We start from the raw sequence: 20,394 nt of genomic DNA, 5'->3' as shown, positions 1-20,394 counted from the left end.
TTTCAAGATACGGGCCCTCCCCTGTTCAAGGTGTAATTATTGATTTACATAGTGTTCTTTAACGACTGTGGCACAGCGTACGCATAATGTTGGATGTTCTTCGACCAGGCCTACATCCTCGGTCACATTCCAGCAGCGTTCACACGTATCCCCTTCTGCTTTGGTGACTTCGATTGCAGCTTTATCCAATTTCAGCGCACCGGCCGGAGCTGAATCGACTGAGCCAGCAACCTCGAAAGCGGAGACGATAAACAACTGCTCGAAGCTTTCATCAATACTGTCAAGCAGCTGCTTTGTTTTGCCATCTACATAGACGGAAACCTTCGCATTAAGGGACTTACCGATTACTTTATTGTTCCTTGCCTCCTCCAATGCCTTAAGGACATCATCGCGAAGGGACATGAATGCATTCCATTTCTCTTCAATTTCCTTTTCGTTCTCGAAGGTTGCTGCTTCCGGCATAAGTGTCAGCTGGACGCTTTCTTCGGTAACGCCAGGAATAAACTTCCATACTTCATCCGCAGTATGTGCAAGAATCGGCGCGACAAGCTTTGTCAGCACAAGAAGCGAATCATAAAGCACGCTTTGAATAGCCCGTCTTTCGTGGCTGTCAGGAGCTTCGCAGTATAGAATATCCTTCGCGTAATCCAGATAGAATGCACTAAGGTCAAGCGTACAGAAATTGTTCACCTGATGGTAGATATTCGCAAACTCATAGTTATCGTAAGCTTTTTTGGTATTAGTAATCAGCTTGTTAAGCTTGATCATGATATATTGGTCCACTTCACGAAGTTCATCGTAACCAAGTTTATCTGTTTCAGGATTGAATCCGTCAAGATTCCCCAATAAGAAGCGGAAAGTGTTCCGGATTTTACGGTATACCTCTGCAACCTGCTTAAGGATTGCGTCTGATACCCTAACATCTGATTGATAATCCACTGATGCCACCCATAGGCGAAGGATGTCTGCACCCAGCTGGTTCATGACCTTGGCAGGGACGACTACATTCCCAATGGATTTACTCATCTTGCGGCCTTCTCCATCAAGTGCGAAACCATGGCTCAGGACACCTTTGTAAGGAGCTTTTCCTGTTACAGCGACACTGGTGGATAATGATGAATTGAACCATCCGCGGTATTGGTCCGATCCTTCCAAATAGAGGTCTGCCGGCCGCTGTAAATCATCGCGTTCCAGAAGGACTGCCTGATGGGAGGAACCGGAATCGAACCATACATCCATGATATCTGTTTCTTTTGTAAACTTGCCATTCGGGCTGCTTTCATGGGTAAAGCCTTCCGGCAGCAGGTCCTTGGCATCGCGTTCGAACCAGACATTTGATCCATGCTCGCGGAACAAATTGGATACATGATCAATTGTTTCGTCCGTGATGATTGGCTGGCCGTCTTCCCCATAGAAAACAGGGATTGGTACTCCCCATGCCCGCTGGCGTGAGATACACCAGTCGCCACGGTCACGGACCATATTATGAAGGCGGGTTTCTCCCCATGCCGGTACCCATTTTGTTTCTTCCACAGCTTTCAGCAAGTCTTGACGGAAATCCTTGATTGAAGCGAACCATTGTGCAGTAGCACGGAAGATTGTCGGCTTCTTGGTACGCCAATCATGCGGGTAGGAATGGGTGATGAAATTAAGCTTTAAAAGCGCACCAGCCTGCTCAAGCCTTTCTGTAATCGGCTTATTTGCTTCATCATAGAACAAGCCTTCAAATTCTCCAGCTTCCTTTGTCATATACCCTTTTTCATCAACCGGGCAAAGAACATCAAGACCATATTTCTGCCCTACGATGAAGTCGTCCTCCCCGTGTCCGGGAGCAGTGTGTACACAGCCGGTACCAGCATCAGTCGTAACATGCTCGCCCAGCATCACCAGTGATTCACGGTCGAATAATGGATGCTTTGCAATCACTCTTTCAAGTTCGCTTCCTTTTACTGTTTTTACAACATTGTAATTTTCCCATGGCATAGTTGCAGCCACTGATTGCAGCAACGCTTCTGCAACAAGGTATTTCGTGCCATCTACTTCAGCAACTACATAATTAAGGTCAGGATGGACGGAGATTCCAAGGTTGGCCGGAATTGTCCATGGTGTTGTAGTCCAGATGACAATCTTGACGCCTTCTTCTATTGCACCTTTGCCATCGACTACTTCGAACGCAACATAGATGGATGCAGAACGTTTATCATGATATTCAATTTCAGCCTCTGCGAGCGCAGATTCGCTTGAAGGAGACCAATATACAGGCTTCAGGCCTTTATAGATATATCCCTTCTTGGCCATCTCGCCGAATACACGGATTTGCTGTGCCTCGTATTCAGGCTTTAATGTAATATAAGGGTTTTCCCAGTCTCCCCTTACACCCAGGCGCTTGAATTGCTCACGCTGGTTATCGACTTGCTCGTAAGCATATTCCTCACAAAGTTTACGGAACTCGGCAACGGACATTTCCTTGCGCTTGACCTTCTTATTCTTGGTCAATGCAGTTTCGATTGGCAGGCCGTGAGTATCCCAGCCTGGCACATACGGTGCATTAAAGCCGCTTAGTGATTTATAGCGGACGATAAAGTCCTTTAAAATTTTATTCAGTGCGTGCCCCATATGGATGTCACCATTTGCATATGGAGGTCCGTCATGCAGGATGAATAAAGGGCGGCCTTTACTGTTTTCCTGTACCTTTTGATAAATGTTCATCTCTTCCCATGCCGCTTGAATTTCAGGCTCGCGATTCGGCAGATTTCCGCGCATTGGAAACTCCGTTTTAGGCATCAATAGTGTATCTTTGTACTCCATCTTTCCATTCCTCCATTTATAATTTAAAACGCAAGGCGGGTTCCCCGGCTGACCTCTGAACGCCAATTCTTCCCGAAGACGATTAGTAAAGGCCATATATGGGATTTACAAAAACCATCATGAAAATAAAAAAAGCCTCCTCATCCCAAAAAGGGACGAGAAAGCTTGGTTCCCGCGGTACCACCCTGATAGACAGGCTAAAAAAGCCCGATCCGCTTTAAGCATTCGTAACGTGAATGTAACGCCTCGCTTATTTCCTAAAGGTTTCAGCTTGGAACTCAAGGGTGATCTTCCACTTCTCCGCTTTTGCCAGGCTTCCACCAGCCCCGGCTCGCTTTTAAAAGTCTTGAGAAATATACTTTCCCTCTCATCGTGTCGTTTCAGTATAATTGCTATAATAGAAAATTATATGCGAAAGGATTGCAATAAGTCAAGGCACCAAGATAATTAATCCTGATCCAGCTCCGTTGCATCCACTTCGTATTCAAGGAGCTTATCCCAATCATCGTTGTCCAATAAGTCCAGCTGCGCTTCCACAAGCATCTTAAACCGGGTCCTGAACACCTTGGACTGCTTTTTCAGCTCTTCGATATCCATGGCGATTTTCCTCGCCTTCGATAAAGAATCATTGACGATCCTGTCGGCATTTTTCTCTGCCTCCCTGATAATCAGCTTCGCTTCCTTCTGAGCATTCCTTTTTACGTCCTCTGCGGCCTCTTGGGCAACAATGATTGATTTGTTCAGTGTCTCCTCGATATTGGTGAAATGGCCAAGGCGGTCAAACACTTCATTCAGCTTGCCTTCCAATTCCTTTTTTTCACGAAGGATTAGTTCATAATCTTTTATAATCTGGTCCAGAAATTCATTTACTTCATCTTCATCATACCCACGGAAAACTTTGCTGAATTCCTTATTATGTATATCTAATGGGGTTAAGGGCATAAGACACCTCCATAACAGTTTCTACTCTCTTATATCTTATTCTACGTTTCGACAGGAATTTTGTAAATCCTTCTTAAGGTCATATTATTTTCTGCGTCCTGCCGTAATTCGCCATTTTTCTTTTTTTGTTTTGCCTTCTATCGACAGTATACTGCATCTTCCAAAACCGCGAACCGAAATGGTATCCCCTTCCCGGCACTCTTCTGAAATATGTTCAGTCTGCTTATGATTCAGCTTGACTTTGCCGGACGTAATTAATGTCTGAGCCTTCTGCCGTGAAAGGTTAAGGATGGATGAAATGACGGTGTCCAACCTCATCGAACTTACGGTAAAGGTAGATTCATCCCAGACTTCTTCAGCAACAATTGCCTCTTCAAGCGCAACTTTTTTCATGGAGACCGTAGCTTTTCCAATTTTTTCGAGATTGGCAAACAGATAGCTTTCGATTTCCCCGGCCGCAAGAAATTGAACTCGCTGCCCGGAAACGAGAATGTCCCCGAATTTTTCGCGTTTAATACCTAGAGACATCAACGTGCCCAGTACCTGTCTATGCTCGATGGTCACGAATTTGACAGGATATTTTATTTCAATCAGGCTGATAGAGAAATCCTCCTGCTCCGGTGTTATGTAATCCGGGTATAGCAATGCCCTTTTTCTTTCGGCCTGCGGATGGCCGCCAAATAATTCAAGCTTTACCTCCTGGTCATGTCCCAGCAAAGCGACCAGGATCTGCTGTTCACGAGGATCAAGAAAATCGGTAAGCTTTTGGGAATAGGTTTCTTTCACTCTTCCAATCCATTGGAGAGACTGGTCGATAAATTCCTTCTCTTCCGGACGGAAATGCTGATAAATGCTCATGTTACCTGCCTCTATCCTTCTTAGTGTAGAAATAAAAGAAACTCGGTCTGCAAAGAAATCCGTTGCCATTGCCGGAAAGTCTTTGTTAACCGGGTCTCTTTTTACGTGTCGTAAAATTGATTGGGCATATGGTGTGACTGAATGTGTACCTATGCGATTTCACCAATCACCCAATGCCAAAACTCAAGGACCTGACATCCTTTATCTGAACATATTTTCCAAATAAACCAGTCCGTAGCCTGCAAATCTCAGCACTAAAAATGCCACAATCGGGGAGATGTCGATCATCCCCAGTGGCGGGATAATTCTGCGAAAAGGCTCTAAAAAAGGCTCGCATATTTTGGTTAAGAACCGGCCGATTGCTGTTCCGTAAGCATTAGGGAACCAAGACATAAATATGTATATAATCAAGGCCCAGGAGTAATATGTCAGAAGCCTTTGCAGAATCTCAAACAAAATTGCCATTAAATCCTACCACCTCGTATTATCATTCTCTTCATCTGCTGTGAACCCTGTAATATTCCCTGACACATCCACATTTTCAGGGGTGCATAAGAAAATATCGGTTCCTATTTTTTGTATATCTCCGCTAATTGCATAGACAGTTCCGCTTAGGAAGTCCACAATCCTTTTTGCCTGGTCATGCTGGATTCGCTGCAGGTTCACCACTACCGCCCGGTGATTCTTCAAATTGTCCGCCACTTCCTGTGCCTCCGCATAAACCCTTGGTTCCAATAATACCACTTTTGAGGATTTCTGTATGCTGTGAAGACTCACAACATTCTGGGGCGGTTGTCCACTTGGTGTTTGCCTGGCATTTTGCTTTACAAACTTAGGTTCAGGAATATCCTGTTCTACTGCTTCCTCTTTGTATTCATATTCATCATCCAGTGCGAAAAATGATTTGAATTTTGATACGAATGACATAATTATGCCTCCTTATGAATCTTCGCCAACTAGTGCCGTTCCTATTCTGATGATAGTGGCCCCTTCTTCGATGGCAACAGGATAATCATTTGACATCCCCATGGAAAGCTCATTGCACGGTGCATGGCCCATGCCAGCTTGTTGAATCTCCGTTTGTAATGTTTTCAGTGTTCTGAAACAGTTTCGAAGAATTTCCTCATTATCGGAAAATGGCGCCATTGCCATTAGTCCCACGATTTTAATCTTATCCAGGCCTTCTATGCTCCGGATGAATTGCAGTGTCTCCCCTGGTTCCAGTCCATGCTTGGAGGCTTCCCCGGAAACATTGACCTGAACAAAGCATTGAACAGTTTCACGGGCTCTTTTTTGAATTTCTTCTGCAAGTGCGATGCGATCGAGCGAATGGATGTATGTGACTTTATCAATTATATTTTTTACTTTTCTCGTTTGCAGGCTTCCAATGAAATGCCAGACTGGCTTGTCCCCTAAAAAAGAGTATTTTTCAAGCAATCCTTCATCCCTGTTCTCGCCTAAATGAAGTATGCCTGCATCAACTGCCTCACGGGCCCGGTCAGTTGTGACATATTTTGTCACGGCGACAATGGTAATATCCTCTGGGTTGCGGCCGCTTCTTTCGCAGGCCTCTGATATCTTTTCTTTGATAGCTGTTAATTTCTCTGATACCTTCATTGCCGTCCTAATCCTCCTTCCAGCCGATGAAGCTCATCAGACGTCCTGTTCGGCCATGATCCCGCCGATGTGAAAAAAACAAATCGCTGTCACAGCTTGTACAAAGCTGGGTTGTAAGTATTTGGGATGCAGGTACACCTGATTTTTGTATGAGCATCGCGTTCAAGCGCCTCAAGTCCAATTGATATTGCCCCTTACTTATTGTATTATATGGCTTTTCGTCATATTCTTCCAGCAAATTCTGCACCATTTTTATAACTTTGTCATCCACTATATAACATTCTTTACAAATCGAGGGCCCGATGGCAGCGTATATCTCATCCGGCGAGATTCCTTCGCTCTCCCATTTATTGATCATTTTCCGCGCTATTTCACCAACTGTGCCCTTCCAGCCGGCATGGGCCGCACCTATATATCCGTGCTTCGGAGAGATAAAGAATAACGGCACACAGTCTGCAAAACAAAGGGTGATCAGCAAATCCCTTTGTTTCGTATAAATACCATCAGTCCCCTTGAAACTGGAGCCGTAATCCGCTGCGCCTTTTCCCATATCTTCATTTACTGCTTTTATGATTTTTGTTTCGTGAGTCTGTTCCGCACCGACCCATTTGTCTAGAGGAAAACCAAGAGCCTTCGCGATGATGGCCCTGTTACCCTTCACAATATCAGCATCATCGCCAACATGGAAACCTGTATTTAGGCTTTCATAGCTATCCTTTCCGATTCCGCCGTTTTTGGTCGTAAATCCTGCTGTTACACCGCTGAATTTATTCTGCCATTCTTCTATCACTAAAAATTGTTCTTCTTTCAGGACAAACGTTTCTTTCATTCCAGTTTCCTCTTCGTTTTTTTTATAATTTTACCACATCTAGGGGCACAGCGCCTGTTTGACCACCGTGCCGTCTATTTTTTGCTTTTATACATGAACCATCCTGAAATACTTCCTGATAACTTTTATCACATGCACTTCAAGCGAGTATTGTCATAGAGTTGTTCCTAATATGGTCAGTTACGTATTAGAAAGGATTAGAGCCCATCTTGCAGTACGACTTCCATGTATGCGTGATGCCGCTTTCTTTTAAGGCTTCATTTGTCACTATAAGCCCCCTTCATAGCTGTCTGGTGCTCCACAAGAATGACATCAGCACCAATTTTCTTGATTTTATTCCAGGGAATGATCATTTCCTCTTCCCTGCCGAACAGTCCCATGACCCTTCCCCCTCCTGATACGATAATTGCCTCAATATTTCCGGTAGTTACATTTATGCTTAAATCTGACATGTTGCCTAGCTTTTTCCCATCATGTATATTCACAATATCCTTCACCTGGAATTCCGATATTTTCACCATTTTCTCATCTCCCATTTTTCTTGGTGCGCAGGCTCCATCCATACATATATATGTTAACGAAGGCAGAACCATGTAAATCCTATCCGAAAAAACTCTGTATATTATTGGGATGTTTCTAACTTAGCGGAGCTGTAAAATCTAAAAAAGCTGGCCGCGATAGCTTCAGGAAACCAAAACAGGATTCCGTCCGCTTTTCGCCAACCAGCTTTACTGTTGAATATTTTTGTTCATTTGTTTAATTGCTGCTTTTTCCAGCCTTGATACCTGCGCCTGGGATATGCCGATTTCCTCGGCAACTTCCATTTGGGTCTTGCCCTGGAAAAACCTCTTGCGCAAAATCATTTTTTCCCGTTCATTAAGGCGTCTCATGCCTTCGTTCAGTGCTATTTCATCGATCCACTGGCTGTCCCTATTTTTCTCATCACTGAGCTGGTCCAATACATAGATTGGGTCCCCTCCATCATTATAAATCGGTTCAAAGAGGGATACTGGATCTTGAATGGCGTCCAGTGCGAATACGATTTCTTCATGTGCCACTCCCATAACTTTGGCAATTTCCTGGGCTGTAGGTTCTTTAGAGGTCTGGCTCATGAGTCTTTCCTTTACCTGCAGTGCTTTATAAGCAATGTCTCTTAACGAACGGGATACTCTTATCGGGTTATTATCCCGTAAATACCTTCTAATTTCACCAATAATCATGGGTACAGCATACGTAGAAAATTTAACATTCTGGCTTAAATCAAAATTATCTATGGACTTCATCAAGCCGATACAGCCGACCTGAAACAAATCATCCACAAATTCTCCCCGGTTGTTAAAACGCTGAATCACGCTCAACACGAGTCTTAGGTTCCCGTTCACCAGTTTTTCTCTTGCTGAAATATCACCTGCCTGCATTTCTTTAAAGAGTGTTCTCATTTCGTCATTTTTCAAAACCGGTAATTTAGATGTATCTACACCGCAGATTTCAACTTTGTTTCGAGACAAAATATTCCCTCCTCACAGGAGCTGCTGTACAAAAAACAGTATCTCCCTGAGGGGGAAAAATATGCACCTGCGTCTTTTCGAAAACATTGAAAGCATAGGGATAAATTTATCAAATCGTTGATAGCTGTGGATTGGTCGCTTCAAAAAAATTTTTAGACCATCTTGTTGAATTCTTTTCTGAGCCTTTTAATGATTCTCTTTTCTAGACGGGAAATATAGGATTGAGAAATGCCAAGCATATCCGCTACATCTTTTTGTGTTTTTTCTTCCCCTCCCGTCAGCCCGAAACGGAGCTCCATAATCTGTTTTTCACGGTCTGTCAGCTGGGTAAGTGCTTTAGTAAGGAGTTTCCTGTCGACATTTGCCTCTAAATCCTTTGTAATAATGTCTTCATCTGTCCCCAGAACATCGGAAAGAAGCAGCTCATTTCCATCCCAATCAATGTTTAATGGTTCATCAAATGATACTTCTGAACGTATTTTATTGTTTCTGCGCAAATACATTAAAATCTCATTTTCAATACAGCGGGAAGCGTATGTAGCCAGCTTGATCTTTTTTTCCGGATTAAAGGTATTCACGGCCTTGATTAATCCTATTGTTCCAATGCTGATTAAATCCTCTATATTGATGCCTGTGTTCTCAAATTTCCGTGCAATGTATACAACCAGGCGAAGATTTCTTTCAATCAGGATAGAACGTGCGGCTTGATCACCTTTTGGCAGCTTATTGATCAGAATTTCTTCCTCTTCTTTTGACAGGGGCGGCGGCAATGCTTCACTTCCGCCAATATAGAAAACTTCATCTGATTTTAAACCCAGTTTGATTAACAGCTTATACCAATAGTATGTGAAACGGAGGATTAGTTTTTTCAAAACGATTCTCCCTTCTAAATTGAGCTATTGTTGAGTATAGATTTAGTAATCGATTTCATGACGCTGATTCTACGGGTATTCCAGTCAGCATTTTTGGATGGACAATACAGTGATAGGCATTGTCCGGAGAAAGCTGCTGTGAGGTAAACGATACAAGTCCTCTCTCAACCTCAAACATCTTGCTTTCGTGATAAATGATGATGGAATCAGGTTTTATCGCGGTTAGCAGCTGATGGTCATTTCCCACAACCTTACAGGGAACGATCCTCATTTTATCCGCCCATGAGTAATCAAATTGTCCATTCTGCGCTAAGATTAAATCTGGGTCCTTAAACAAGGGGAGAACATCAGGAGGGATATTGTCCTCTTGGCCAGCTATAGACACGATCATGACGGGCATTTTGGATAATGGGTCGTACAGCTGGTTGCCGCTGTCGACCAACCCGTTCAGCTTATAGTGGTATTGGTCTACATTTATGCATACCAGCACCATTTGGTCGAAGGTAACCTTCGCCATTTCAAGATCATCAAGTGTTCTTTTGGAAAAGTGCCAGGCAAGCGGAAAGCCAATCATGATATAGAGCCAGCTGACAGGATCTCCGAATCTATTTACTCCTGCTGCCATCCCTGGATGAAGGGAGCGAATATGATAATTGAATAAAAAATGCATCCCAAGCAATATCCCTCCCGACAAGAATGTAATAAAATATAAAGCCCCGGTATTCTTAATGAAAACCTTCCATCTCCCGTATCCGAATGCAATAAGAATCATAAAAATGGAGAAAAGCAATTTTACATAGAGATTATCAACCAACTGGCTATAAGGGGTAAAAGCGAACACAACAATCAATGAACCCATAAGCCCGCCGAGAATAATCCTCCAGGGTATGGCCCTCCTTTTTAAAAGGATTGCTGTCCAATATAAGAGAAGGCAGTCAAATAGCCAATTCAAGAGCCAAATAACGTCCAAATATAACGTCAAGCACTCCCCTCCCAAATAACTGTTCATTTATCTATTAGGGAAAAGTATACCGTACCTTTCATTTGAAAGTGTGTCACTTTTTGTATCGAATTTTTAAGAGTTTTTCTGTGTTTTTTAAGGTATTTGTAGAATAGGCTTCCTTGACATGGGGACCTCTCTAGCAAGGAAAATAAACCATTTGCCTTAATTTCTGCATGCAAAAAGGCTGCCCACCCTGGGACAGCCTTTTTACTCTATTAAACTATATAATAAGTCCAGAAATCCGGAATAGAAGGAGCTATGGAACTCCTTAGCAGCTCCCCTGCCCGCCTGATTGCTATTTTAGCCTGACAGAGAGGGTTTTCCATTGCGGCTGACTTCCTATTATCTTCTTCTATTGCGGTTTCTGAGGAATGTAGGTATATCCAATGCTTCTTCCGCCTGGTTATTGTTGCTTCTTACCGGCTGCTCACTAACTTCCTCACGTTTTGCTTCTCTCTTCACCCCAGTGGTTGGAGTTTGCGGCCTTGCCTGGCCGAATGAAGGACGTGCCGGGCGTTGAGAAGATTCCACTTCATTGAAGCCGGTGGCGATGACCGTCACGACGATTTCATCCTTCAGGCTTTCGTTAATGACAGAACCAAAAATCATATTCACATCCTGGTCAGATGCAGTTGCAACGATATCCGCAGCTTCCTGTACCTCAAACAAGCTCAGGTTTGTGCCGCCAGTAATGTTCATCAACACGCCCTGCGCCCCATCGATGGAAGTCTCAAGCAATGGGCTTGAGATGGCCTTTTTAGCTGCTTCAGCCGCACGGTTTTCCCCTGAAGAAATACCGATACCCATAAGGGCAGAACCTTTATTGGACATGATTGTTTTCACATCGGCGAAGTCAAGGTTAATCAATCCAGGAACGGCAATCAGGTCAGAAATACCCTGGACACCCTGTCGAAGCACGTTATCCGCCTCACGGAATGCTTCAAGCATTGGAGTGCTTTTATCAACAATCTCAAGCAAACGGTCATTTGGAATGACAATCAGTGTATCTACACTTTCCTTCATTGAAGAGATTCCGCCCTGCGCCTGGGTAGCACGCTTTCTGCCTTCAAATGTGAATGGACGTGTGACTACTCCGACTGTAAGTGCGCCAAGGTCTTTCGCAATCTGGGCAATTACCGGGGCAGCCCCTGTACCAGTACCGCCGCCCATGCCGGCAGTAACGAAAACCATATCAGCTCCGCGAAGGGCTTCCTCAATCTGTTCCTTGCTCTCTTCTGCAGCCTTCTTTCCCACTTCAGGATTTGCACCTGCACCAAGACCGCGGGTTAGCTTGCCGCCGATTTGCATCTTAATTTCTGCTTTTGATAAGTTCAACGCCTGGGCATCAGTATTGACAGAGATGAACTCGACACCCTGTACACCGTGCTCGATCATGCGGTTTACCGCGTTATTGCCTCCGCCGCCGACTCCAATGACTTTTATTGTAGCTAATTGATCTAAATTAGAATCAAACTCTAACATGACAATCCTCCTAATTTGACGAGATTCCTGATATTCCAATCCTTATTCGAAGAAGTAACCAAGGATTTTTTTAAATTTAGATTCACCTTTTTCAGCCGGGGCTTTCTCAGGTTTTTCTTTCGGCTGCTGAGGCTGCTTTTGGCTCCTGGACTCATTTTTAGTGAATCCTTGCTGAGCAGCTGCAGGTGCCGGTGTTACATTCATTTGCGGTGTGCCTTTTTTGCAGGCATGCTTAATCAAGCCGACCGCTGTCGTATATTGAGGCTCGCGGACACCGATATAATTTGGCTCAGCAGTCCTTACACGGTTTTGGAAAATATACTGGGCAAGTTCCAGCACGCCAGGCATCTTCACTACGCCGCCCGTAAGGACAAAGCCTCCAGGGACGTCCTGATAGCCAAGCCGCTTGAGGTCATCCTGCACAAGTTCAAAAATCTCAATAAGCCGTGCTTCCACTATTTCGGCAATCATCAGCTGATTGCATGGCTGCTGCTGGTCACTTCCAATAATGGGAACATTAAATACATCATCTTCGGATGCATCATCATAAAATGCATGTCCATGCTGGATCTTAATTTTTTCAGCGTCATCCATAGTCGTTCTCAATACAATGGAAAGGTCCTTTGTTATGGTTTCCCCGCCTATCGGTATAACAGAGGTATATTTCATATGGCCTTCTTCAAAGATTGCCAGAGTAGTAGAACCTCCACCGATGTCAAGAAGCGCTACACCAAGTTCCTTTTCGTCCTTTGAAAGTACCAGCGCACCTGCTGCCAGCGGCTGCAATGCTATATCTGTAATTTCAAGCCCTGCGCGTTCCACGCAGCGCAATGTATTATGTAAGATGGTGCGCAAGCCGGTAATCAAAATGCCGCGCATCTCAAGGCGGACTCCAATCATTCCCCTTGGATCGCTGATGCCGTCCAATTCGTCTACCTTATAATGAATGGGAAGCACATCGATGATCTCCCTGTCAGAAGGGATTGTAATCAATTCGGCAGCCTCGCGTACTCGTTGCACATCATGATCGGTTATTTCCTTGTTTTCACTTGACACTGCTACAACTCCGTGGCATGCCTGTAGCATTACATGGCTCCCGCTAATCCCTACAACGGCTTTCTTGATATCCATACCGATCATTCTCTCAGCTTGTTGTACAGCTTTCTGGATGGAATGAACGGTTTCATCGATATCCACGATAGAACCTTTTTTTAATCCTTCTGACTTAACATTTCCTACGCCAATAATGTTTAATGTGTCATTGACCATTTCCCCAATGATAACTTTTACACTGGATGTACCGATGTCAAGACTTACGTAAATTTCATTGCTGTTCATTCCATGGCACCTCCTTTTTAGAATTGAACGAATACAGCTTTTTTAAAAAACTAATTTTATTATATTGAGAGACGATTTCAATTGAAAGTATATCTCTTTTGCAGGAAGAGAATGCCGTCGAATAATGTCGCGTGATCTTTAGCCATTTAGCAAAACGCTTGACTTCTCTTTACGTTATACTCTTCTAATCTATTCGTCAATAAAGGCTTATTCCCTTTAAAAAACTCAAATTTTTTCCGTCTTTTTGCGCGAATCAGCCCATTTTGATAACAATATTCTTCTTATGACCGCTATATTCTGAAACAGCCTTACACCGAATGCAAAAACTGCGGCTAAATACAAGTCTACACCAAGATGGACGCCTAGAAAAGCTAAACTTGCAGCCAAAACAATATTAAAGAAAAACCCTGAGACAAAAACGAGTTCGTCATAGGCATCTTGCAGCTGGGCCCTTATTCCGCCGCAAAGAGTATCCAGTGCAGCAAGGACAGCAATCGACAAATAGTTTGAATATTCTTCAGGGATCCTCAAATCGGTAAGCAGGCCGAATGCTATTCCAATCAACAGTCCAAAAATAGGAAGCCACATCATTCATTGTCTCCATTTCCTTTATTTACTGGCTCCATATATCTTATCCTCATGGATTTTTCATTCGCAGGAATGCTCAGCTGGGTTACAGCGGAAACCTTAATTTCCAGGTTTTCCAGAAAAAAATCATCCATGGACTGTGAAACTCTCATCCTATCCTTCAGCTTATTGGCATCCGGACCAATCACCTTGATTTCTATTGGGTATGAACGAAGCGGCAATCCATCTATTTTCGTTTGCCCGCTAATATCCCTGATGACTGTAGTATTCCTAATTCTTTGGCCATTGATTGAGATTTCCTTAGCTTCGTACATATTCAATTCATTGATGAGCCTTGTAAGCAGATCTGGAGGAATATTTCCGGCAATATTACCAATCAGGGCAGCTTCGCGTGATGGCGTAATGGTCAAAATTATTCCTTTTCCCTTTATTTCTGTCAGGCCGGCCTCTTCTTTAAGCTTGGCAACTGCCGCCCGCAATGCCTGTTCCTTGTTGATGCTTCTTTCGGTTTCATATTCGGCAATCTGACCTTCAATAACGGTAATTTCCTTTAAAAGCTTGGACTGCTTTTGCTGCTGTTCCAATAGGGCATGGCGCAGCTCCCACGGATCCCTGGTTTCTTGAACAATCGGTTCCTGATGTGATCGAAATTGAATAGCAGCCATAATTCCTATTATTACAGCCACTCCGGTAAAAGCCAGCTTATCTCTAAAATTCAATTCTTCCATCACCCTTTTTGTTCGGATGGTGCCTTAGCTTCCAAGAACCGGATCAAGCACGATAGAATCCACTTTCTCAAGCTTGACTGAAATATTTTCCTGTATGAGCCGTTCCTTAAGCCCGCCAGTAATATCAAATGCCGCCTCCAATGTCTCAGGTTCCCCGATTGCCGAAATGACAAAAGGGGCTGGATACGGAGTGCCATCAACAGTAATGACGGGACCATCGCACACAATATAAGAGCTATGGCTAAGCCTTTGGCCGTTTATGGCCACCGCTTCAGCACCCGATATATATAACTCATTCACAACACTTAAAACATGCTGTTCATGCACTAAATAATCATTTGGATTAGCAGATTTATCAGAGACGCTCCCATCCTGCAGCGTGACTTTCAGCCCTTTCCCTTTGACCTTTACCTTCCCTAGATAAAGACGGTATTTTTCTGCGTCTTCGGCGAGGTTGAAGAATACTTTGGCGTTTCCTGTTAATTCCTTCTCGATGGAGGCGACCTGCTCCTGTTTGTTTAAGAGCTCTTCCTGGAGCTCCCTGTTCCTTTCCTCCTGCTGAATCATTTGCTGCCTTAATTGATAGTCCCTGTTCCAAACCTGCTCGGATTGTCCTGCATGTCCGTATTGCTTTTTGGTCAGGTTATATGAATAGGCAGTAATAAATCCCAGTACCAGGCAAACAAGTGACAAGACAACATGCCTGCCTCTCACTTTCATTACTCATCGGCTCCATCCGGTTTCTTTTTGGAATTCGGTGGGTTATAGGCCTTAAAATATGAGCCTACCTCCAGATCAATCACACCTTTTACATTAGGATTGAGCTGGCTTATGATCGATGGATAATGGACGAGCTTGTCTGATAAAGTGCTGCTGGAGGCACTCACTTCAAAGCCGTCATTCATAAACAGCCTGATATGGTACACATCTGACTTTGTGGGGTCTCTATGAATCTCGGATATAGAATTTACGATTTCGGGAGGGAGCTTATCCAGTTCCGACATGAGCTGATGCAATGCATTCCCCTCCTTAAAATCGACTAAGACAGGGGCATACACCGGAATGCTGCCTTTTTTTAATGGCGGCAGAATCTTTCCATTTTCAAGTATGGGCAGGAACCGGTCCTCCTTGACAAGGTATGCCGTACGGGTATTTTCTTCTACAGTAATGAGTACCGTATTCGGAAATTGTGTTTTGATCGTGACTTTCTTTATTTCCGGGTTTGTTTTAATATTCTGGGTACTTTCTTCTTTATTGACCTTCCATATGCTGGTCTCGCTCGTTAATCCGCTTAAACCGATGATCTGTGCAGATGAGAGGTAGCGATTCCCTTCTACCTTTATTGTCTTAATGCGGCTTAAGGGAGAAAGAAAATACATGACACAAATGACGAGAATAAAAAACAAGGAAAGCAAGAGAATCAGGCGCCGATTAGCTTTTCTTTTTCTTAATTGTTTCAACTTCGGTATACGGTCCTCAATGGAAACGACATTCCCTTTCTCCATCCCTGTTCACCTCTTTTTCCAAAAAAGTGGATGTAATTCCTGGCTGTTATGTATCATAAAAAAACCTGGCGGCTGTGATTTTTTCCCAAGTTGAACCATTTGCCGGGATTTTATTAATTGCAGCTCCCTGGCAAAATAATCAGCCCCACATCTGCGGGGCCTGTACAAAACAAATTAAGTGACGTAAGACATAAACCGAGACAAAGGAAAAAATCAAGAAATCAAATCTATTTTCTGGTTATTATATCACAATATTTGGATGTAAAAGCGGTTATTCCTTATTTTCTGCCGATTATTTCAACTTCTGTTTCTATGTGGATTCCATATCTTTCAAACACGGTGTCTTTCACATGCTGGATGAGTGCAAGGACATCTTCCGCCTTGCCGTCGCCTGCATTGACAATGAAGTTGCCGTGCATCTCCGAAATCTTCGCTCCTCCAATTGTGTGGCCCTTCAACCCTGCATCTTCAACGAGGCGACCTGCATAATTTGGCAGAGGATTGCGGAAAATGCTCCCCGCGCAAGGCAGATTGTATGGCTGTGTTTCCTTGCGGTAATTTTTGTTGTTTTGCATCTGTGCGACAATATCCTGTTTATTGCCTTCTTTAAGGTCAAATACTGCCTCCAATACGATTCCAGGCCTATCATTCTGAAGGATGGAAGTTCTATAAGAAAATTTCATCTGTTCCTTGTCCAGCCAATCGATGGTCCCGTCTTCAAATAGGATATGAGCTTTTTTCAGGATATTGGAGATATCCGAGCCATGGGCACCCGCGTTCATGTAAACGGCACCTCCTACTGAACCAGGAATCCCGCTCGCAAACTCCAATCCTGAAAGCCCTTGTTTGCTTATTTGTACAGACAGGCTTACCAGGGAATAACCGGCGCCTACTGTTAGCTCCGTCCCGTTGATTGAGAGATGGTCCAGGCCTTTGCCCAGTTTAATGACAGCTCCTTCAATTCCCTTATCTGAAACCAGCAGATTAGAACCCCGGCCAATTGCACGCCATTTTATCCCGTACTCGTTGATGACCTTCATTGTCTTTTCAAGATTTTCTATAGAAGATGGCTCTATAAATAAATCTGCAGGGCCGCCGATTTTCATCGTTGTATGATTGGCGAGAGGTTCATTTTCAATAACCTTCCCCACATCCATGCTTTTAAGTTTCTCAACAGCTTCCTTCATTATAAACCTCCCGATTGTTCCCAAATTACATTACTTCATAGTATGCGTCTATTTTCGTATCAGTTCTTTCCGGTTATTTCCGTGATAACGTTATACAGCCTTTCTGCTGCATCAGGGACACCAAGTGTCCTGGCCGCTTCCTTCATGGCTGTGTGTTTTTCTTTGTCCGAAATGATGGAGTCAATGGCCGCCAATAGTTTATTGCCGGACAAGTCCTTTTCAATGATCAGTGTTGCAGCACCTGCATCACTCAATGATCTGGCATTCTTCTCCTGATGGTTATTCGTGACATATGGGCTAGGAATGAGTATGCTCGGAATGCCCAGTACTGTTAATTCCGCAAGCGTGGTTGCTCCAGCCCGCGTGATGGCAAGGTCAACACCTGATAATATTTCCGGCATGTTATGAAGAAACGGCTTAATGATGACATTATCAGGATTGCCGGCCAATTGTGCTTCATTCTTCACTTGTTCATAATGAACATCGCCTGTGACATAAAGCACTTGATAGGGCCGTTCGCGCAGCTCGGTCATAACCTTAAGAACCGCTTCATTAATAGGCCTGGCTCCGCGGCTTCCACCAAAAATGAGCACGGTTGGGACCGACGGATTTAATCCAAGCTTCTGAATCCCTTCCTTACCTTCATGGTGCAGCACTTCAGAGGCGCGAGGATTGCCGGTTAAAACAGTCTTCTCTTTCGGAAAATATTGTACGGCATCTTCAAAGCAGACGGCTACTTTGTTTGCATATCTGCTTAAAAATTTGTTTGTCAGGCCCGGAACACTATTCTGTTCATGGACTATGCAGGGAATGCCCAGCTTCGCCGCGGCATAAACGACCGGGCCGCTCACATACCCTCCTGTGCCAATGACTACATCGGCTTTAAACTCTTTCAGCATCTTTTTGCTGTCCCGGACCCCTTTTAGAAACCTGGCAACAGTTTTTACATTTTCAAAGGAAATCTTACGCTTAAACCCTGTTATATGTATAGATTTAAATGGAATGTTCTCTCTGGGAACAATTTCTTTCTCCAAACCGTTTTCAGTACCAATATATAAAAAAGATGTGCCTTTATGTTTCTCTTTTATTTCACGTACTAAAGCGAGAGCCGGATAGATATGTCCCCCTGTGCCTCCGCCGCTTACTACTATATTCATTCTGTCACCCCAAAATTTCTATACTAGGATTCCTGAAGCGAGTGGAAAAAGCGGCATCCACCTCATATTTAGTCTAATGCTCTCCAGGAATGCCTGATGCAGGCCAGACAAATCAGATTTGACGATCATACTGCCAAAATGCCATATAAAGCATGCGCCTGCCTTTACAATGAGAAAAAGTAAAGCACCGTGTCGCTTTACCCTCTTATACTATATTCTAAACAGAGGCGTAATGCCAGCCATTATTACCTTTTAGAAAGAATTACAATATTTACTATAATCGAACAAATGACATTACCAAAGAGTGATTGTAGCCGGTCGTCCAGTTTCAGGAAAATTTGCCCTGCTGTCGGCGCTATAGACAAACGCAATGAAAAAGGAAGCTCGCCTGCAGCTTTTTTTATTTGGCCTGTTAACGGGGGTTATTGATTTTTAGCGGGTGATGAGCCGGCCGGATAGACCCTGCCATATTGATTAAAATTCCCTTCATGTAATACTCTCCATGCATCCGCAATTCTCCATACAATGGGTGAACCGGAAATGCCCTATCGCTGGTTAATAAGTTTTGGTTTCCATGGACGTACAGGGACCAGAATGGTTTTGACCCAAAAGTTTATATTCACGGGCCTTTTTGCCAAAAACAAAAGGGGTTCGGAATGTTTCCATTCTGAACCCTTTTTGCAGACTGTCTGGCTCCCGCTGCTCTATGGGGAGTTACAGTATTTTTTTCTATTTTAGTACCTGGAGTATCGGCTGATATTAAGCAACACCCCGATGGCCATTAGCATTAAGGTAAGAGATGAACCGCCATAGCTCAAAAATGGCAGGGTGATCCCGGTTACAGGCATCAACCCGGTCACGACCCCTATATTAATCATGACCTGGATGGCGACCATGGCGATGATCCCTACAGCCAGGAAGCTTCCGTATAAATCCGGAGCTCCCAAGGCAATTCGTATCCCTCTCCAGAGCAATAACGCAAAAAGCAGCAATACCAATGACCCTCCGATAAAGCCAAGTTCTTCAGCAAGGATAGCAAAAATGAAATCCGTTTGGGGTTCCGGCAGATAAAAGAATTTTTGCCGGCTCTGCCCAAGTCCAAGTCCAAACAATCCTCCCGGCCCGATCGCAAATAATGATTGAATCATCTGAAAGCCGCTTCCCCGCGGATCTGCCCATGGATCCAAAAAGGATGTAATCCTCTCCATCCGGTATGGCGCAGACAGGATCAGGCCGACAAAACCAGCTGCCCCCAGTAAGCCAAGGCCTGCAAAATGGCTGATTCTTGCTCCGGAAATAAAAATCATTACTATACAGGTGCCAACCATTACAGTCCCCGTCCCAAGATCCGGCTGGAGCATGATGATGCCAAAGGCCAGAAAGACAAGTGAAAGGGAAGGCACCAGCCCTTTTTTGAATGAGGTAATCAGCTTCTGCCGCTCTGAAAGATATTTAGCTAAAAACATAATCATCGCAATCTTCATGAATTCCGAAGGCTGGATGGAAAACGCGCCAACCCCGATCCAGCTTCTCGAACCATTCCTCTCAAGACCTATTCCAGGAATGAGAACGGCAACCAGCAGTACAAAACAGGTAATGATAAAAACCTTTGCCCAGGTCCTCCAGGTCCAATAATCGATATTCATGATGAAAAACATCGCTGCTACTCCAACTCCGGCAAAAAGCATCTGCCTTTTGGCAAAGAAAAAGGAATCGTCGAATTTATAGTCTGCCCAGATGGCGCTCGCGCTATAGACCATGATCAGGCCTATTGAAAGCAGGCTTAATGTTACGATAATGAGAACGAGGTCGGGATTGGATTTTTTTAATGGCACGTATAACACCTCTAGGAAGAAATTAGAGCCTTGCGAAAGCCTGTCCGTCCCCGTGTGCAGCCATCAAAAAAAGCGATAAAAAACTTATCGCTTTTTTCGGGTGTCGTTGGAAACATTGCCTTTCACCTTGAAAAGCA

Annotated in this window: 20 protein-coding genes and 1 other annotated feature; all 20 genes read right to left on the bottom strand. The window is 44.0% G+C overall.

The window, feature by feature from the left end:
* Positions 1-36 precede the first annotated feature (36 nt).
* Positions 37-2,808 (bottom strand): isoleucine--tRNA ligase, encoded by a 2,772-nt coding sequence (gene ileS / locus V1500_RS09680; protein WP_409305350.1) that lies wholly within the window; start codon positions 2,806-2,808, stop codon positions 37-39.
* Between the two features lie 148 nt (positions 2,809-2,956).
* Positions 2,957-3,188, bottom strand: a binding site (T-box leader).
* 67 nt (positions 3,189-3,255) lie between these two features.
* Positions 3,256-3,750: a DivIVA domain-containing protein gene (locus V1500_RS09675; protein WP_409305349.1), complete on the bottom strand. Its 495-nt coding sequence runs from the start codon at positions 3,748-3,750 to the stop codon at positions 3,256-3,258.
* A gap of 84 nt (positions 3,751-3,834) precedes the next feature.
* The gene (locus V1500_RS09670) at positions 3,835-4,608 is read right to left on the bottom strand and encodes an RNA-binding protein (RefSeq protein ID WP_409305348.1); all 774 of its coding nucleotides are present in this window, start codon (positions 4,606-4,608) and stop codon (positions 3,835-3,837) included.
* A gap of 201 nt (positions 4,609-4,809) precedes the next feature.
* Positions 4,810-5,073: a YggT family protein gene (locus V1500_RS09665; RefSeq protein WP_409305347.1), complete on the bottom strand. Its 264-nt coding sequence runs from the start codon at positions 5,071-5,073 to the stop codon at positions 4,810-4,812.
* 6 nt (positions 5,074-5,079) lie between these two features.
* Positions 5,080-5,535, bottom strand: a complete 456-nt coding sequence (locus tag V1500_RS09660; RefSeq protein ID WP_409305346.1) for a cell division protein SepF — start codon at positions 5,533-5,535, stop codon at positions 5,080-5,082.
* Positions 5,536-5,547: 12 nt separating this feature from the next.
* Positions 5,548-6,225 carry a YggS family pyridoxal phosphate-dependent enzyme gene (locus V1500_RS09655; RefSeq protein ID WP_409305345.1) on the bottom strand — a complete coding sequence of 226 codons (678 nt, stop codon included), beginning with the start codon at positions 6,223-6,225 and terminating at the stop codon, positions 5,548-5,550.
* A 7-nt stretch (positions 6,226-6,232) separates the two neighbouring features.
* A complete protein-coding gene (gene pgeF, locus V1500_RS09650; RefSeq protein ID WP_409305344.1) occupies positions 6,233-7,054 on the bottom strand; it encodes a peptidoglycan editing factor PgeF in 822 nt (273 codons plus the stop codon).
* Positions 7,055-7,311: 257 nt separating this feature from the next.
* The gene (locus V1500_RS09645; RefSeq protein ID WP_409305343.1) at positions 7,312-7,575 is read right to left on the bottom strand and encodes a YlmC/YmxH family sporulation protein; all 264 of its coding nucleotides are present in this window, start codon (positions 7,573-7,575) and stop codon (positions 7,312-7,314) included.
* A gap of 207 nt (positions 7,576-7,782) precedes the next feature.
* Positions 7,783-8,562 carry an RNA polymerase sporulation sigma factor SigG gene (gene sigG, locus V1500_RS09640; RefSeq protein WP_409305342.1) on the bottom strand — a complete coding sequence of 260 codons (780 nt, stop codon included), beginning with the start codon at positions 8,560-8,562 and terminating at the stop codon, positions 7,783-7,785.
* A 152-nt stretch (positions 8,563-8,714) separates the two neighbouring features.
* Positions 8,715-9,434, bottom strand: a complete 720-nt coding sequence (sigE, locus tag V1500_RS09635) for an RNA polymerase sporulation sigma factor SigE (RefSeq protein WP_409305341.1) — start codon at positions 9,432-9,434, stop codon at positions 8,715-8,717.
* 55 nt (positions 9,435-9,489) lie between these two features.
* A complete protein-coding gene (spoIIGA, locus tag V1500_RS09630; RefSeq protein WP_409305340.1) occupies positions 9,490-10,416 on the bottom strand; it encodes a sigma-E processing peptidase SpoIIGA in 927 nt (308 codons plus the stop codon).
* A 363-nt stretch (positions 10,417-10,779) separates the two neighbouring features.
* Positions 10,780-11,919, bottom strand: a complete 1,140-nt coding sequence (gene ftsZ / locus V1500_RS09625) for a cell division protein FtsZ (RefSeq protein WP_409305339.1) — start codon at positions 11,917-11,919, stop codon at positions 10,780-10,782.
* A 42-nt stretch (positions 11,920-11,961) separates the two neighbouring features.
* Positions 11,962-13,257: a cell division protein FtsA gene (ftsA, locus tag V1500_RS09620; protein ID WP_409305338.1), complete on the bottom strand. Its 1,296-nt coding sequence runs from the start codon at positions 13,255-13,257 to the stop codon at positions 11,962-11,964.
* 225 nt (positions 13,258-13,482) lie between these two features.
* Entirely contained in the window at positions 13,483-13,845 is a 363-nt protein-coding gene (locus V1500_RS09615) for a small basic family protein (RefSeq protein ID WP_409305960.1), read from the bottom strand.
* Positions 13,845-14,564, bottom strand: coding sequence for a DUF881 domain-containing protein (locus tag V1500_RS09610; protein ID WP_409305337.1), 720 nt, complete (start codon positions 14,562-14,564; stop codon positions 13,845-13,847). Before V1500_RS09610 ends, V1500_RS09615 begins: the two co-directional genes overlap by 1 nt.
* Positions 14,565-14,597: 33 nt before the next feature.
* Positions 14,598-15,293 (bottom strand): DUF881 domain-containing protein, encoded by a 696-nt coding sequence (locus V1500_RS09605; RefSeq protein WP_409305336.1) that lies wholly within the window; start codon positions 15,291-15,293, stop codon positions 14,598-14,600.
* The gene (locus tag V1500_RS09600) at positions 15,293-16,078 is read right to left on the bottom strand and encodes a cell division protein FtsQ/DivIB (RefSeq protein WP_409305335.1); all 786 of its coding nucleotides are present in this window, start codon (positions 16,076-16,078) and stop codon (positions 15,293-15,295) included. The genes V1500_RS09605 and V1500_RS09600 overlap by 1 nt, the downstream gene beginning before the upstream one ends.
* A gap of 278 nt (positions 16,079-16,356) precedes the next feature.
* Positions 16,357-17,265, bottom strand: coding sequence for a UDP-N-acetylmuramate dehydrogenase (gene murB, locus V1500_RS09595; protein WP_409305334.1), 909 nt, complete (start codon positions 17,263-17,265; stop codon positions 16,357-16,359).
* A 59-nt stretch (positions 17,266-17,324) separates the two neighbouring features.
* Positions 17,325-18,422, bottom strand: a complete 1,098-nt coding sequence (gene murG / locus V1500_RS09590) for an undecaprenyldiphospho-muramoylpentapeptide beta-N-acetylglucosaminyltransferase (protein WP_409305333.1) — start codon at positions 18,420-18,422, stop codon at positions 17,325-17,327.
* 734 nt (positions 18,423-19,156) lie between these two features.
* The gene (gene spoVE, locus V1500_RS09585) at positions 19,157-20,257 is read right to left on the bottom strand and encodes a stage V sporulation protein E (protein ID WP_409305332.1); all 1,101 of its coding nucleotides are present in this window, start codon (positions 20,255-20,257) and stop codon (positions 19,157-19,159) included.
* Between the last annotated feature and the right edge of the window lie 137 nt (positions 20,258-20,394).

Origin of the sequence: Peribacillus sedimenti, from assembly GCF_046237635.1 — a bacterium.
Classification (GTDB): Bacteria; Bacillota; Bacilli; order Bacillales; family DSM-1321; genus Peribacillus; species Peribacillus sedimenti.
Note: the sequence above shows the minus strand (reverse complement) of the source record. Positions and strands in the feature narration are given on the sequence as shown.

Coding starts and splice junctions, on each gene's coding strand:
- ileS (WP_409305350.1), bottom strand. CDS start 2,808: ATGGAGTACAAAGATACACTATTGATGCCTAAAACGGAGTTTCCAATG.
- V1500_RS09675 (WP_409305349.1), bottom strand. CDS start 3,750: ATGCCCTTAACCCCATTAGATATACATAATAAGGAATTCAGCAAAGTT.
- V1500_RS09670 (WP_409305348.1), bottom strand. CDS start 4,608: ATGAGCATTTATCAGCATTTCCGTCCGGAAGAGAAGGAATTTATCGAC.
- V1500_RS09665 (WP_409305347.1), bottom strand. CDS start 5,073: ATGGCAATTTTGTTTGAGATTCTGCAAAGGCTTCTGACATATTACTCC.
- V1500_RS09660 (WP_409305346.1), bottom strand. CDS start 5,535: ATGTCATTCGTATCAAAATTCAAATCATTTTTCGCACTGGATGATGAA.
- V1500_RS09655 (WP_409305345.1), bottom strand. CDS start 6,225: ATGAAGGTATCAGAGAAATTAACAGCTATCAAAGAAAAGATATCAGAG.
- pgeF (WP_409305344.1), bottom strand. CDS start 7,054: ATGAAAGAAACGTTTGTCCTGAAAGAAGAACAATTTTTAGTGATAGAA.
- V1500_RS09645 (WP_409305343.1), bottom strand. CDS start 7,575: ATGGTGAAAATATCGGAATTCCAGGTGAAGGATATTGTGAATATACAT.
- ftsZ (WP_409305339.1), bottom strand. CDS start 11,919: ATGTTAGAGTTTGATTCTAATTTAGATCAATTAGCTACAATAAAAGTC.
- ftsA (WP_409305338.1), bottom strand. CDS start 13,257: ATGAACAGCAATGAAATTTACGTAAGTCTTGACATCGGTACATCCAGT.
- V1500_RS09615 (WP_409305960.1), bottom strand. CDS start 13,845: ATGTGGCTTCCTATTTTTGGACTGTTGATTGGAATAGCATTCGGCCTG.
- V1500_RS09605 (WP_409305336.1), bottom strand. CDS start 15,293: ATGAAAGTGAGAGGCAGGCATGTTGTCTTGTCACTTGTTTGCCTGGTA.
- V1500_RS09600 (WP_409305335.1), bottom strand. CDS start 16,078: ATGGAGAAAGGGAATGTCGTTTCCATTGAGGACCGTATACCGAAGTTG.
- murB (WP_409305334.1), bottom strand. CDS start 17,265: ATGAAGGAAGCTGTTGAGAAACTTAAAAGCATGGATGTGGGGAAGGTT.
- murG (WP_409305333.1), bottom strand. CDS start 18,422: ATGAATATAGTAGTAAGCGGCGGAGGCACAGGGGGACATATCTATCCG.